14 protein-coding genes are annotated in these 14,276 nt (G+C 65.1%); 1 reads left to right on the top strand and 13 read right to left on the bottom strand.

Features of this window, described 5'->3' with window-relative positions:
- Window positions 1-86 precede the first annotated feature (86 nt).
- The 4 genes from DDQ68_RS03135 to DDQ68_RS03125 form a co-directional block, all read right to left on the bottom strand.
- Window positions 87-2,573: a cation-translocating P-type ATPase gene (locus tag DDQ68_RS03135; RefSeq protein WP_109654751.1), complete on the bottom strand. Its 2,487-nt coding sequence runs from the start codon at window positions 2,571-2,573 to the stop codon at window positions 87-89.
- A 268-nt stretch (window positions 2,574-2,841) separates the two neighbouring features.
- Entirely contained in the window at window positions 2,842-3,747 is a 906-nt protein-coding gene (locus tag DDQ68_RS03130) for a bestrophin family protein (RefSeq protein WP_109654749.1), read from the bottom strand.
- Window positions 3,748-3,783: 36 nt separating this feature from the next.
- On the bottom strand, window positions 3,784-3,960 hold the full coding sequence (locus DDQ68_RS22460) for a hypothetical protein (RefSeq protein ID WP_162549778.1): 177 nt from the start codon (window positions 3,958-3,960) through the stop codon (window positions 3,784-3,786).
- Window positions 3,961-4,170 (bottom strand): hypothetical protein, encoded by a 210-nt coding sequence (locus DDQ68_RS03125; protein WP_162549777.1) that lies wholly within the window; start codon window positions 4,168-4,170, stop codon window positions 3,961-3,963.
- A gap of 665 nt (window positions 4,171-4,835) precedes the next feature.
- Here DDQ68_RS03125 and DDQ68_RS23345 point away from each other — a divergent pair.
- On the top strand, window positions 4,836-5,165 hold the full coding sequence (locus DDQ68_RS23345) for a CsbD family protein (protein ID WP_211320224.1): 330 nt from the start codon (window positions 4,836-4,838) through the stop codon (window positions 5,163-5,165).
- Window positions 5,166-5,286: 121 nt separating this feature from the next.
- Here the strand turns inward: DDQ68_RS23345 and DDQ68_RS03115 are convergent, their stop codons facing one another.
- The 9 genes from DDQ68_RS03115 to DDQ68_RS03075 form a co-directional block, all read right to left on the bottom strand.
- A complete protein-coding gene (locus DDQ68_RS03115; protein WP_109654744.1) occupies window positions 5,287-6,300 on the bottom strand; it encodes a class I fructose-bisphosphate aldolase in 1,014 nt (337 codons plus the stop codon).
- 57 nt (window positions 6,301-6,357) lie between these two features.
- Window positions 6,358-8,760 (bottom strand): phosphoketolase family protein, encoded by a 2,403-nt coding sequence (locus DDQ68_RS03110; protein WP_109654742.1) that lies wholly within the window; start codon window positions 8,758-8,760, stop codon window positions 6,358-6,360.
- 377 nt (window positions 8,761-9,137) lie between these two features.
- Window positions 9,138-9,773: an HAD family hydrolase gene (locus tag DDQ68_RS03105; protein WP_109654740.1), complete on the bottom strand. Its 636-nt coding sequence runs from the start codon at window positions 9,771-9,773 to the stop codon at window positions 9,138-9,140.
- Window positions 9,774-9,781: 8 nt separating this feature from the next.
- On the bottom strand, window positions 9,782-10,534 hold the full coding sequence (locus DDQ68_RS03100; protein ID WP_109654738.1) for an SDR family NAD(P)-dependent oxidoreductase: 753 nt from the start codon (window positions 10,532-10,534) through the stop codon (window positions 9,782-9,784).
- A gap of 239 nt (window positions 10,535-10,773) precedes the next feature.
- Window positions 10,774-12,057, bottom strand: a complete 1,284-nt coding sequence (locus DDQ68_RS03095) for a hemolysin family protein (RefSeq protein WP_109654736.1) — start codon at window positions 12,055-12,057, stop codon at window positions 10,774-10,776.
- 83 nt (window positions 12,058-12,140) lie between these two features.
- Window positions 12,141-12,476, bottom strand: coding sequence for an ammonia monooxygenase (locus DDQ68_RS03090; RefSeq protein WP_109654734.1), 336 nt, complete (start codon window positions 12,474-12,476; stop codon window positions 12,141-12,143).
- Window positions 12,477-12,858: 382 nt separating this feature from the next.
- The gene (locus DDQ68_RS03085; protein ID WP_109654732.1) at window positions 12,859-13,104 is read right to left on the bottom strand and encodes a hypothetical protein; all 246 of its coding nucleotides are present in this window, start codon (window positions 13,102-13,104) and stop codon (window positions 12,859-12,861) included.
- 115 nt (window positions 13,105-13,219) lie between these two features.
- Window positions 13,220-13,288 carry a hypothetical protein gene (locus DDQ68_RS24575; RefSeq protein ID WP_369076535.1) on the bottom strand — a complete coding sequence of 23 codons (69 nt, stop codon included), beginning with the start codon at window positions 13,286-13,288 and terminating at the stop codon, window positions 13,220-13,222.
- Between the two features lie 106 nt (window positions 13,289-13,394).
- On the bottom strand, window positions 13,395-14,264 hold the full coding sequence (locus DDQ68_RS03075; protein ID WP_109654728.1) for a universal stress protein: 870 nt from the start codon (window positions 14,262-14,264) through the stop codon (window positions 13,395-13,397).
- Window positions 14,265-14,276: the final 12 nt, after the last annotated feature.

Here is a 14,276-nt window from a genome sequence, read left to right as displayed (position 1 = left end):
AAGCCGGCGGACCGGAGCGTACCCCGACCCGTAAACTGCGCGAATCGTATACCTACGACCCCACAATTGCATCCAGCCACCCGCGTCTAGTCCCGCGCCCGTAGCACGGCCTTGTACCCCTCCACCCACCCTACCCCTACCAGCGCGGCCAGGGCGCACCAGCCCAGGGCCCCCAGCGGCACGGGCGCGAAGCCAAACAGGCGTTGCGCCGGCGGCACCAGCAGCGTCACGAGCAGCAGGGCCAGCGTGAGGGCCAGCATCAGCCAGAGCAGGCGGTTGGGCACGCGCAGGGTCTGGAACACCGACTGCGTGAACGAGCGATTGACCAATGTGAGGCCGATGTTGCTGAGCACCAGCGTGGCGAAGGTGAGCGTGCGCACCACCGGCAGGGCCGCGCCCTGCTGCATAAAGTAATAGTATACGCCCAGCACGGCCGCCGCAATGCCCAGGCCCTGCGCCAGGCTACGGCCCAGCTCGGCCCCGGCCAGGAAAGTGCTGGTGAGCGGGCGCGGCGGCTGGCGCATCTGGCCGGCCTCGGCAGGCTCGTTTTCGAAGGCAATGGAGCAGGTGGGGCCCATCACCAGCTCCAGGAAAATGATGTGGACGGGCGTAAACAGGTTTTCCCAGCGCCAGCCCGCCAGCAGCGGCACGGCCACGGTGAGCACAATCGGGATGTGGATGGAGACGACGTAGAACACCGCTTTTTTGAAGTTCTGGTAGATGCGCCGGCCCTGGGCGATGGCCGTGACCATGCCGCCCAGGTCGTCGTTCACGAGCACCAGGGAGGCGGCCTGGCGGGCCACTTCGGTACCGCGCCGGCCCATGGCCACCCCGATGTGGGCAGCCTTGAGGGCGGGGCCGTCGTTCACGCCGTCGCCGGTCATGGCCACCACCTCGCCGGTGGCTTTCAGGGCCTCCACTACTTTCAGCTTAGCCTCCGGAAACATGCGGGCGAACACCGCCGTGCGGGCCGCCAGCGGCAGCAGCTCGGCGGCCGGCAGGGCCATGACCTGCTGGCCGGTGAGCAGCGTACCGGCCCCCGGCAGGCCTACCTGGCGGGCAATGGCCTGGGCCGTTTCGGGGAAGTCGCCGGTTATCATCTTCACCTGAATGCCGGCAGCAAGAAAGGCCCGGATAACGGCTGCCGCGTTAGCCTTGGGCGGGTTTTCGAGGGCAACCAGCCCCAAGAATTCCCAGGCAAAATCGTCTTGCGCGGCCGGAAAGCCGGGGCCCGGCTGGGTGCCCCGCGCCACGCCCAGCACCCGGTAGCCCTGCGTCGAAAGCGCCTGCGTGACGCGCCGGATTTCGGCGCCCACCGCCGGGGCGGGGCGGCACACGGCCAGCACGTGCTCGACTGCCCCTTTGGCGGCAATTAGCGGCTGGCCGCCCACCTGGCGCACGTGCGTCATCATGGGCGGAGTGCCGCCCAGCGGATACTCGTGGAGAATGGGGGCGGGCGCGGCGGCGGCGGCCGGGTCGGCGGCGGCAAAAGCGGCCACGATGGCCTTTTCCATGGGGTCGAAAGGCTCGGTTTCGCTGGCGTAACGGGCGTAGGCCAGCACCGCCGCGGCGGTGGGCGCGAGCGGGCCGGGCAGGACGGCGAGGGCGGCCGCGGCCCCGTCGTACACCTGCCGGACCGCCATGCCTTCCTCGGTGAGGGTGCCGGTTTTGTCGGTGCAGATGACGGTGGCCGAGCCCAGGCTTTCCACGGTTTGGGGCTGCTTGGTGAGCACGCCCAGCCGGCTCAGCCGCGCCGCGCCCAGGGCCATGAAGCTGCTGAAAGCCACCGGGATTTCCTCCGGCAAAATGGACATGGCCAGCGTGAGACCGAAGAGCAGGGCCGTGACCCAATCGCCCGACTTGGCATAATTTACGCCCCACACCAGCGCAAACGCCCCGAGCCCCACCCAGGCCATGCGGGCCACGAACTGCTGCACCTGGAGCTGCAAGGGCGTTTTTTCGGTTTCAATCGCGGCCATACTCGCCCCGATGAGGCCCAGCTTCGTGTGCCCGCCCACGGCCGTGAGCGTGAGCCAGGCGCTGCCCGAGGCCGTGCTGGTGCCCCCAAACACGGCCGCACCCACGGCCTTAGCCACCGGCACGGCCTCGCCGGTGAGGATGGCCTCGTCGGCCGAAAAGTCGTTGGCTTCGGTAATGGTGCCGTCGGCGGGCAGGCGGCTGCCTTCGGCCACGCGCACGGCGTCGCCCACCACCAGGTCTTCGACCGGCACGGTGGCCAGCGCGCCGTTGCGCCGTACCTGGGCCCGGGGCTGGGTCAGCGCGCGCAGGGCCCCCAGGGCCGCGTCGCTGCGCAGCGCCTGGTACACCGAAATGCTGGCCACCACCAGCAACGCCGCCCCCAGCGTGAGGGCCTCCGCCCCCTCGCCCAGCGCCACGTACACCCCGCAGGCCACCAGCAGCAGCAGAAACATGGGCTCGGTCACGACGTCTTTCAGCGTGGCCAGCAGGCCGGTGGGCGCGCTATCGGGCAGCACGTTGCGGCCGTGCGCGGCGCGGGCCGCGGCAATGGCCGCGGTGGAGAGGCCGGGGGGTTGAGGCTGGGCGTTGAGCATTGGTAAAAATCTTCGAAATAGATAGCTAAGTATTGAGCCATTAGCTTTTAGCTATTGGCTTTCATATTAATGATCAGCTTATCGCGCTCGAGGCAGTGTATGATTGATTAAGACCAAGCATTTCATTGATCTGGAGGTAATAAACTAATAATCAACAAGAAAGCCAATAGCTATCAGCTAAAGGCTCCATATTTGCTTTTGCTGCCCCCCTTAGGCCACCCAGCGGTAGCCGGCCGGCCGGCTTGCGCCAGCGGACCGGACCGCTCCCTCACAGCAGGTAAAACGCCTCGGCCGCAAGTGGCGCGGGCGCCGCTACCTCGCCCAGCAACTGGCAGAGGTTGATTTCGACGGTGCGGGCCAGGGCCGTGACCGGCGTATCGGTGGGCGCGTTGCGGAAGGGGTCTTGCAGCTCGCGGGCGGTGCGCTCCAGCAGAAAAAAGGTGGAAGCCGTGATCAGCAGCACCGGGATTTCCCAGAGGCCGATGGTTTGCACCAGGCCCAGCGAGAGCGTGAGCAGAAACAGGTAGATAAAGAAGTGCACCAAGCGCCGGTAGCTGGCCGGAAACACCGTGCTCTTGAGGCGCTCGGCCTGGCCCAGGGCATCGCAGAGGCGCACCAGCGTAGCATCCAGCTGCACTTGCTGGAAGGGGTTGAGGGCCCCCAGCTGGTACCATTCTTTGAGCTGGGCGGTGTGCAGGGCCAGCAGGGCCAGCGGCTTATTCGCCTGCGATTGAGCATAAGCCACTTCTTTTTCAGGCAGGTAACGCGCCAACGTGGCGGCGGGGTCGAGGCCGCGCAGGGTTTCGCCCAGGCAGTAGCACCAGGCTATCTGGCGGTAGGCCAGCGCCCGCAGGGGCGCGGCCGGGCCGGCCAGCTGCGCCTCGGGCACAAAGCCGGTGGCCTGGAGCACCAGCGTGCGCGAGTCGTTGACGATGGCGCCCCAAATTTTGCGGGCCTCCCACCAGCGCTCGTACGACTGGTTGGTTTTGAAGGCCAGCAGCAGCGAAATCAGGCTGCCCAAAATGGTAGGCAGCTGCAACGGCACGGGCGGCAGGTAGGCCCCCAGGGCCAGCTTCAGAAAGTGGAAAAAACTGGAAATCAACAATACCCGCGCCATATCGGGCCAAATACCCCGGAAGATGTAATGCGCGGGCAGCCTGGTATCGAGCAGCATAAGGGGGAAGGAGAGACAGAAACGGCAGCAACCAGCCTACGGGGCCAGCGGCATCTGGCGGGTAGCGGCTTCCGAGTTGAAGCCCACGAGCTGGCCGCCTACCCGCGCCAGCACCAGCTCGGTGGCGAGGTGCCCAAAGAAGTCTTCGGCAAAGACCACGGCGTGGCGCAGCAGGCCCGCCCGGTGGGCGCGCGGGCACCAGTCGGTGGCCATCTAGGTGGCCAGCTCGTTCCACACCAGATGCGCGGCGCGGCGGGCGTCGAGCAGGCGGTGGCAGTGCTGGGCCGGCAGCCCCGCCAGAATTTGCTCGTAGCCGGCCTGGGTCGAGGCCAGGGTTTGCTCGGGGCCCCATCGGGCATTCAGCAGGTAGTCCACAACGTCGTAGTCGAGCACGAGCGTGGGAGATTCAACTGTACTCGTCACGAAGTAGGGTGGGAGGCTTGTCCCCGCCCGTCGTGGAACGAAAGCCGACGGAACCGTTCAAGGACGGGCGGGGACAAGCCCCGCACCCTACTTCGTTTTCGCATTCCACTTCGTGAGCAGTATAAAAGGTGGTGGCGCATATAAGAAAACGAGGAGTCCCTACGCTACCAGGGGCCTGCTCAAACGGGCGGGCAAAGGTACGGGCACGGCGGAGTTTTGCTGCTGGCAAACTCCTCGCGGCACCGCCCACCAGAGCAAGGAGGCAAAATCAAAATTCGCCCTTGCCGCCCACCCCTACCCTGACGGTAATCATTGAAAAGGCTGACGTTTGTCAAGCCGGTGCTGGCGGCTTGGGTGCGGGCAGCAGCGGGGGCCCCGCGCAACCCAGCCGGCCAGCCGGCCGGCGCAGGCGCACGGGCGCGGCGTAATTCTGCGCCATGGCCCGGGCGCAACACGAGCTGCCCCGGCGCACCCGGGGCCCACGGCGGTGGACCGGCAAGGCGGGCAAATTGCACCATTTGAACAATGCATGACGAACGTCATCCATTGTTCTGACGATAGTCAGGGCCAGCGGACACCGGGCGGCGGAACCTTTGCTAAACCACCACCGACCCGCGCTACCGCTGGCCGGTGGCGGCCTCCCCCACTTTTTTAGCTCACTTGCCATGACGTGCGAAACCCCCAAAAACAAAACCGGTAAAGTCCTGCTCACCGCCCTCGCCGGGGCTGGCGTAGGGGCCCTCGCCGGAATCCTGCTGTACTCCCAAAAAAGCATCGAGCGCCGCCGCAAGTTCCGCAACCTGCGCGTGGACCACCGCCTGCACCTGCGCGGCGACTGGGACCAGCTCAAAACCAAGCTGCAACACGCCTACACCCAGCTCACCAACGAAGACCTGACCTACGTGGAAGGCAAAGGCCACGAGCTGGTGGGCCGCCTGCAAGCCAAACTGGGCATGCGCAAGCGCCAAGTCGTCAAAATGTTGAACGCGCTGTAAGGCACCCGTCAACTGACGCATAACGCGCCCCCCGCCGGGCAGTGCCGGACCAAGTTGGTCCGGCACTGCCCGGCGGGGGGCGCGTTGCGTGGCTCCAAGGGCCCGGGCCCTTGCTTGGCAATTACATGGCCACTGCGCTACCCGCCGTAATTGCCACCATATTGCCGCGCACCCGTTCCAGCAGCGCCTGCTGGGCGGCGGCCACGTTGGCCGCCTGCCCGGCCCATATTTCCAGGGCCGGCTGTTGCAGCGCCCGGCCAAACGAAAACGTCAGCGCCCACGGCAGCCGGCCGGCAAACCGCTCGTGCATGGCTGCCAGGTGGCGCGTGGCTTCCTCGGGCGACTGCCCACCCGACAAAAACGCCACGCCCGGCACGGCCGCCGGCACCGTGCGCAGCAGGCAAGCCACAGTAGCGTCGGCCACCTGCGCAGTGGTGGGCTGCTTGGGGCAGTCGGCGCCGGCCAGCACCATGCTGGGCTTCAGCAGCATCCCTTCCAGGGCCACGCCCTGCATGCGCAGCTGGGCGAACACCTCGTGCAGCACTTCCTCGGTCACGGCGGCGCACCGGGCCAGGGAGTGGGAGCCAGTCAGCAGCACTTCGGGCTCCACGATGGGCACCAGGCCGGCCGCCTGGCACAGGGCGGCGTAGCGGGCCAGGGCATGGGCATTGGCCGCGATGCCGGCCCGGCTAGGCCGGTCGTGGCCAATGGTGAGCACCGCCCGCCACTTGGCGAAGCGGGCCCCCAACGCCGCGTACTCGGTCAGGCGCGGGCGCAGGCCATCGAGCCCTTCGGTGACCTGCTCACCAGGAAAGCCAGCCAGCTCGTGCGCGCCCAGGTCCACCTTGATGCCGGGGATGATGCCCGCCTGCTGCAAGATTTCTACCAACGAAACGCCCGCCGCCGTGTGCTGCCGGATGGTTTCATCGAACAGAATGGCCCCGCTGATGCCCTCGCCCAGCCCCGGCGTGGTCACCAGCAGCTCGCGGTAGGCGCTGCGGGCTTCTATGGTTTCGGGGAGGCCCAGGGCAGCGAAGCGGGCATTGCAGGTGCCGGTGCTTTCGTCCATCGCCAGCAGGCCTTTGCCGGGAACTACAAGGGCCTGGGCGGTGGTGGTTAAGGGGTTTATATTCATGGTATTGCTATTAAAATAGACCTGTAAAACGGAGTGGCACTCCGTTTTACAGGCTGCTCAGGCCTTCCACTGCCAGTTGCGGATTTCGGGCATGTCCTCGCCGTGTTGGTTGATGTAGCGCTTGTGCTCCACCAACTTATCCTTCAGCTGCTGTTTGAGATACGCGCCCTTGTTGCCGAGGCCGGGCACGCGGTCGAGCACGTCCATGGCCAGGTGAAAGCGGTCCATGTCGTTGAGCACCGTCATGTCGAAGGCCGTGGTGATGGTGCCCTCCTCCTTGTAGCCGCGCACGTGCATGTGCTGGTTGTTGGCGCGGTTGTAGGTGAGGCGATGCACCAGCCAGGGGTAGCCGTGGAAGGCAAAAATGACGGGCTTGTCGCGGGTAAACAGCGCGTCGTAATCGGCCTCATCCAGGCCGTGGGGGTGCTCGGTGGCCGACTGCAGCTTCATCAAATCGACCACGTTGATAACCCGGATTTTAAGCTCCGGCAAATGCTCGCGCAGGATGCTGGCAGCGGCCAGGATTTCGAGGGTCGGCACGTCGCCGCAGCAGGCCAGTACGGCATCGGGCTCCTGGCCGGCGTCGGTGCTGGCCCAGGCCCAGAGGCCAATGCCCTCGGCGCAATGCGTGCGGGCCGCGTCCATTGCCAGCCACTGCGGAGCGGGGTGCTTGCCGGCCACAATCACGTTCACGTAGTGGCGGCTGCGCAGGCAGTGGTCCATCACCGAGAGCAAGCAGTTGGCGTCGGGCGGCAAATACACCCGCACAATACTGGCTTTCTTATTGATAACGTGGTCGATAAACCCCGGGTCCTGGTGCGTGAAGCCGTTATGGTCCTGCCGCCACACAGTGGACGTGAGCAGGTAGTTGAGCGAAGAAATTTTACGCCGCCACGGAATTTCGAGCGTCAGCTTGAGCCACTTGGCGTGCTGGTTGAACATCGAATCAACGATGTGCACGAACGCCTCGTAGCAGTTGAACAAGCCGTGGCGGCCAGTCAATAAATACCCTTCCAGCCAGCCCTCGCACTGGTGCTCGCTCAGCATTTCCACCACGCCCCCGTCGGGCGCCAGAAACTCGTCATTGACCTCCACCGCGGCGTCCCACTGGCGATTGGTGGCTTCAAACACGGCTTCGAGCTTGTTCGACATCGTTTCGTCGGGCCCGAAAACGCGGAAGTTGCGCGGCTCCTGGTTCAGCTTCAGCACATCGCGCAAAAACTGGCCCACCGTGCCCGTGTCGCTGGCCTCCACGGCACCCGGCGCGGGCACGGCCACGGCGTAGTCGGCGTAGTCGGGCAGGTGCAGGTCGTGCAGCAGCAGGCCGCCGTTGGCGTGGGGATTGGCCCCCATGCGGCGGTTGCCGCGCGGGGCCAGCTCGGCCAGCTCAGGCCGCAAGCGGCCCGCGGCGTCGAACAACTCTTCAGGCTTATAGCTTCTTAACCAGCCTTCTAGCTGCGCCAGATGTTCGGGCGGCGCGCTGGCCGACACGGCCAGCGGCACCTGGTGCGAATGAAAGGTACCCTCGTTGGGCACGCCATCCACTTCCTTCGGGCCGGTCCAGCCTTTGGGCGATTTCAGCACAATCATCGGCCAGCGCGGCCGGGTGAGGTCGCCGTGCTCGCGGGCCCGCTGCTGAATCTGGTGGATGTCGCAAACCACCTCTTCCAGCGCGGCGGCCATGGCCTGGTGCATCAGCGCGGGCTCGTGGCCCTCCACGTAGTAGGGCGTCCAGCCATAGCCGCGCAGCAGCTGGTCAAGTTCCTCATGCGTGATGCGGGCCAGCACCGTGGGGTTGGAAATCTTGTAGCCGTTGAGGTGCAGAATAGGTAGCACCACGCCGTCGCTGGCCGGGTTGAGGAACTTATTGGCGTGCCAGGACGTGGCCAGCGGCCCGGTTTCGGCCTCGCCATCGCCAATTACGCAGGCCACGATCAGCTCGGGGTTATCGAATACCGCTCCGAAAGCATGGCTGAGCGAGTAGCCCAGTTCGCCGCCCTCGTGGATGGAGCCCGGCGTTTGGGGCGAGGCGTGGCTGGAGACGCCGCCGGGGTAAGAAAACTGCGTAAACAGCCGTTTTAGCCCGATTTCATCCTGGCTGATATTGGGGTACACCTCACTGTAGGTACCTTCCAGGTAGGTGCTCCCCACCACCGCTGGCCCACCGTGGCCGGGGCCCGAGATGTAAATCATGTTCAGGTCGTGCCGCCGGATAACCCGGTTGAGGTGGGTGTAGATGAAGTTCTGGCCCGGCGTGGTGCCCCAGTGCCCCAGCAGCATCTTCTTGATGTGCGCCAGCGTAAGCGGCTCGCGCAGCAAGGGATTATCGCACAGATATATCTGGCCCACCGAGAGGTAGTTGGCCGCCCGCCAGTAGGCATCGATAAGCGCAACTTCTTCCGCCAGCAGCGGCGTGGGAGCCGGGCGCACGGCCGGCGGGGCTAAGATGTTGGTTTCCATTGGGCTTGGGGTTAAGCGGTTTTGATTTCATCAGCCGGCAAAAGCTGGTGGACGAGCTGCGCAATCGTGCGCTCCTCGTTGTCGGCTGCGGAGGCCGGGCAGGTAGCCGGCATCGCGGGGTTTCGCCCGGCTTGCACACGGCAAACTTGATACTGGATGAGCCGCCGTTGAGAACCAGAAATAGCTCAGCAGCAGTGACTATGGAAGCAGTGAGTTAAAGCAGTTTCTAAGAATACCTGCCCCAGTCCGGCGCCGCAGGCGTCCGACCGGTTGACGTGGAAACGATACCCGCGCGATTAGCGCAGGCAGCGCACTCGTCAACCGGTCGGACGCCTGCGGCGCCGGACCGGAGCAGGCACCCCAGAAAGCCGCTGTGGTCAAATCGTCAGGCCAAAAGCGGCCAGCTGGGTACAAGTGGAGGCGTAATCAACGTGGCAAATCCCTTGGATGCCCAGGCCGGCCGCCACGCCCACAAATAGCGGCTGGTCGTCCAGGTAAAGCACCTGCGCGGCCGGCACCTGCGCCAAATCAAGCGCCAGGCGGAAGATGTTGCGGTCAGGCTTGCTGAGGCCCACGAATGACGAGGACACGAAAAAATCCACGAACCCAGCCAGCCCGAACGTGTGGATGCGGTAGGCATTCAGCTCGCGGCCCTCGTTGCTGACCACGGCGATTTTGAGGTGGTAGCGGGCTTTCAGCTGCGGTATCAAGGCCAGCATGTCGGGGTGGGGCTGCGACTGGGCAAACACAAACGCCCGAAAATCGGCCGCGCTGAACGACCGCGGCTGGTAAAAAACCACCTGCCGGAGGTAGTCGGCCAGGCTGAGCCGGCCCAGCTCGTAGGTGCTGAACAGCAGGTGGTGGCGCTGCTCCATCTCGGCCGCATCCAGCCCGAAGGTAGTGGCAGCCAGCTGCCGCGAGGCCAGGCCCCAGCCATTGCTGAGCAGCACGCCCCCAATATCCACGAAGAGCATGGCAATGGGCTGCGTTGGGAGGGGCGAAGATCCAGTCATTGAGCTGTTTACTTAGCCAGGTACCCGCCATCGACGGGGTAGTAGCTGCCCGTCACGAACGAGGCCTTGTCGGAGCTGAGCCAGATGACCAGCTCGGCCACTTCCTCCGACCGGCCCAGGCGGCCGATGGGGTGCAGCGCTACCAGTTCCTGCTTGGCTTCCGCCGAAAAGCCGCTTAGCAGCGGCGTGTCGATGTAGCCGGGGCCCACCGCGTTGATGCGGATGCCCTGCGCGGCGTATTCGATGGCCGCCGTTTGGGTGAGGCCCACCACGCCGTGCTTGGCCGTGGCGTAGCCCGCCAGCGTGGGCGTACCCACCTGCCCCAGAATGGACGACATGTTAATAATGGACCCCGCGCCCTGCTTCAGCATCACTTCCAGCTCGTATTTGAGGCAGAAGAATACGCTGTTAAGGTTCACGTTGATAATCTTTTGCCAGCCTTCGAGCGAGTAGTCGGCGGTGAGGCTCAGCTCGCCGGTGACGCCGGCGTTGTTGCAGGCGATGTCGAGCGTGCCGAAGGCAGCCACGGTTTCCTGCACCAACCGGGCGCATTGGGCGGGGTCGCCCACGTCGGCCGTGCAGAACCGGGCCTCGGCCCCGGCGGCCTTCAGTTGGGCCACTACCTGCCGGCCTTGTTCTTCGTCGATGTCCGATACCATGACCTTGGCCCCGTGCTGCCCGTAGAGCAGCGCCACCGCCCGGCCGATGCCCGAGGCCGCCCCGGTAACCAGGGCCGTTTTTCCTTGCAAATCCTTGTCCATAAAATAGCTCCTTTATGCCGTGAAAGCCGCCCCTGGCCCCAGTAAGGGCAGGTAGCCGGCCAGGCATAAAGGTCCGGGGCAGGGCGTGGCAGGGCCCTGATAATAATTGGCTGATTGCCTGATTTTTGTCAGGTATACTTGTCGTGAAGTGCTTTGCGGAAGCGAAGCAGGGTACGGGGTCGTACCCTGCTTCGCGATGAGTATAACTTACCTCTTACCTCGCCAGAGAAGACCGTCCGCTAGCCCGCCACCTTGGGCCGGTACAGGATTTTATCGATGCGGCTGCGGTCCATGTCCACTGCCTCAAAGTAGTGGCCCTGCCAGGTAATGTGCTGCCCGACCTGGGGCACGGCATTGAGCAACTGGAGCAGGAAGCCGCCCAGCGTATTAAAGCCCGTGAGGCCCTGGCGCTCGGCGGCCGTGAGCTGGAAGCGCTCGGCAAACTCGGCGAAGGGCAACTGCGCGTCAATCAAAAAGGAGCCATCGGCGCGCGGTACCACTTCCTGCGAGGCGGGCTCCTGGTCAATATCGCCCACTAGTGCGTCAAAAATGTCATTGATGGTGAGCAGGCCCAGCACGCTGCCGTACTCGTTCACTACCAGCGCGTGGTGGCAGCGCGAGCGCCGAAACAGCTCCAGCGCGTGGTAGGCCTTGCTGGCGGCGGGCAGGTATACAGGCGCCTGGCACAGCTCGCGCAGGCGGCCGAGCTGCTGGCTGAGGTCATCGCTGAGCAGGTCTTTGGAGGATATGGTGCCCAAAACCTGGTCGAGGCTGCCCTCGCCGAGCGGGTACACCGAAGCCTTGTGGGCGAGCACGGTTTGGCGCAACGCGGCCACGTCGGCGCGCACGTCGAGCCAGATAAGGTCGGCCCGGGTGGTCATCAGCGAGCCCACGCGGCGGTCGCCCAGCCGAAAGACGTTGTCCACCAAATCGTGCTCAATTTCCTGAATCGCACCCTCCGACGCGCCTTCCCGCACCAGGGCTTTTATCTCTTCTTCCGTCACTTTGTCGTCGGCATTCGTCTCGATGTGCAAGAGCTTAATGAGCCCGTCGCTCGACACGCTCAGCAGCCAGATGAAGGGCGTGGCCAGCCGCGAGAGCCAGCTCATGGGCCCGGCCACCAGCTTGGCAATGCCCTCGGGGTTGGCCAGGCCGATGCGCTTGGGCAGCAGCTCGCCCACCACCACCGAGAGGTAGGTGATAAAAACCACCACCAGGGTGGCGGCCACCGGCTGGGCATAGGGCCCCAGCCCCGGCACCCGGCTCACCAGCCCCTGCAAGCCCCGCGTGAGGCCCGAGCCGCTGAGCACCCCCGTCACAATGCCGATGAGGGTGATGCCAATTTGCACCGTCGAGAGGAAGCGGTTGGGGGCCTGGGCAAGGGTGAGGGCCGCCGCGGCTCGCGCATCGCCCACCGCCGCCTCGGCGGCCAGCCGCGCCTTGCGGGCCGACACCAGGGCGATTTCCGACATGGAAAACACGCCGTTGAGCACGACTAGCGCGAGAATAAAGAGAATTTCCATGGGTAGTCGCCAAGCGGTAAAAAGCGGATTTATTGCTTTCTACGCAGGAAGCGGCTTATTTTCTGATTTTCCTCGTCCCTGGCTTAGTTGCTGGCGACGGGTAGCAAGGCCAGCTTGCTCATTATTAGCGCTACCGTGGCGGCGCTGCTGGGCATTCCGGGCTGCCGCCACAGCTCCACGCCGTGCCGCATCAGCACCCAGGCCGGCAGGCCCTGGCCGTCGAAGCTGCGCACCACATCGGGGTGGGCGGCCTCGTCCACGCACAGCACCCGGATGGCCGCGCCTAGCTGCTGCTGCAAGGTGTGCAGCGCGGCGCAGGTTGCCACCTGCCCGGCCCCCGACGGGGCAAGCGGCAGCAACACCAACAGCACGGCGGCTTCGGGCGGGGGCCCGGCAACGGACGGAAGGGTGGACAGCATGGGCGAGCGGGTTAGTAAAGTGAGGGGGTTCAACCAGGCAGCTCCGGCTCCCGGCGCGCTGTCGGGCGGGGCCGGGCTTTCTTAAGAAGCTGTTTGAGTTAATTTTTGGCCCTTGGAACGACGTAGAGACGCATCCTTACGTCTTAAGTACTCACGCATGAGTAAGCGTATTGAATTGAACGTCATGCTGAGCGCAGTCGAAGCATCTCTACCTCGTAGGTAAATAATTACTGTTGCGGTAGAGATGCTTCAACTACGCTCAGCATGACCGCCTTTTTTGCTACGGTTACTTTTGCGCGACTACTTAGCATTGAACGATGTCCGGACAAGCCGTTCGAGCCGGAGACGCAAGGATGCGTCTTTATATCGTTCTGACGCTACCTCAACCAAGGGCTTCTAAACAAAACGGGGGGGCCGGCTGGTCGGCGTGGCGGTTGAGCAATTGCTTAAGCTGGTCGAGATAAGCCATTGCCAACAGCAGCGCCCGGCGCTGCTCCTCCACCTCCTCCTCAGAAAACACCCTGTCTTCGATGACGGATAAGCTGGGCCAGTGCTGCTCGGCCTGGGCCAGGGTGGCGCTCAGTTGCTGATTGTAGTTGCCCAGCACGGCTAACAGTAACTTGCTCATGGGTAGAGAAAAAAGAATTAGCGATAATTATTAACTACAAAGCTACCGGGGCCCCACGGGCGCAGGCATGATGTCCGTCAGGTGGCGGGCTGACCTCTATCAGGTGCTCATGGAGTTAAGCGAGGGTAACGGGAGCCGGCAGGAGGACTTTCTGGCCCGGCTGCCAGTTCAGGGGCAGCGACACGTGGTGCTCGTCCACATGTTGCAGGGCCTGCTTCGCAACTCATTGTTTATCAAAGCAAAAACTAAGAACTGCTTACAGGCCCCGCTAATAGCTCATCACTTCTCCCCTACCCCGCCGCCGGCAGCAGCAGCACCGGCACCGGGCAGTGGCGCAGCACCGCTGCCGTGACGCTGCGGTGAAACACCTCGCTCCAAAAGCTGCGTGGCCGGGCAATGAGCACCAGCATATCGGCCTGCGTATCGGCAATGGCTTGCAGGATGCCGGCGGCCGGGGCTGCACCGCTCACCTTGTACAGGGCCAGGGGCGTGGCGGGCGGCAGCAGCTTGCTGGCCCGCACATCGGCCCGCGCCTGCCGGGCCGAAGTACCCAGGAGCGCACTGTACCGGTCGATGTGGGCCACGGTATAAGCCGCGGCCCACGAGCCCAGTAGCCCGCCCAGGTTGCGGGAAGCTGCCGCCAGGCCGAAGGACTCGCCATCCACGGCTACCAGCACCCGGCGCGGGGCCGCCGGGGCCCCCGCCGTAGCCGGCGGGGCCGCCGGCACCAGCAGCACCGGCCGGCCGGTGGCCCGCAGCACGGGCAGCACCTGGCGGCGCAGCAGCTCATTGAACATACCTTTCCCGGGGCCCTGGCCCAGGACCAGCAGCAGCGGCTGGTAGCGCCCGATGGCGGCGGCCACCTCGTCTTCCAGCAGCCCGAGCCCGCCCGCTTCGGCCACCTCGGTGGGCACGGCCACCTCGGCGGGCACGGGCAGGCGGCGGGCACGGGCGCGCGGGGCGGCCACGGTTTGGGCCGCGCTGCGGGCGAGCGGCGCGGCCCCGGCGCCCACCAGTTCCGGTTCGAGCAGGGCAAGGTAGCGGTTGCCATGCAGCAGCGCCAGGCGCAGGCCCAGCGGGCGGCCCAGGGCCGCCGCGTAGCGCGCCGTGTGGGCGGCGGCGGCCGGCAAATTGGCCAGTACGAGCAGGGAAGGATTCATAACCCGAAAAAG

This window comes from Hymenobacter nivis, from assembly GCF_003149515.1.
GTDB lineage: Bacteria > Bacteroidota > Bacteroidia > Cytophagales > Hymenobacteraceae > Hymenobacter > Hymenobacter nivis.
This window is presented reverse-complemented; position numbering and strand designations above follow the sequence as displayed.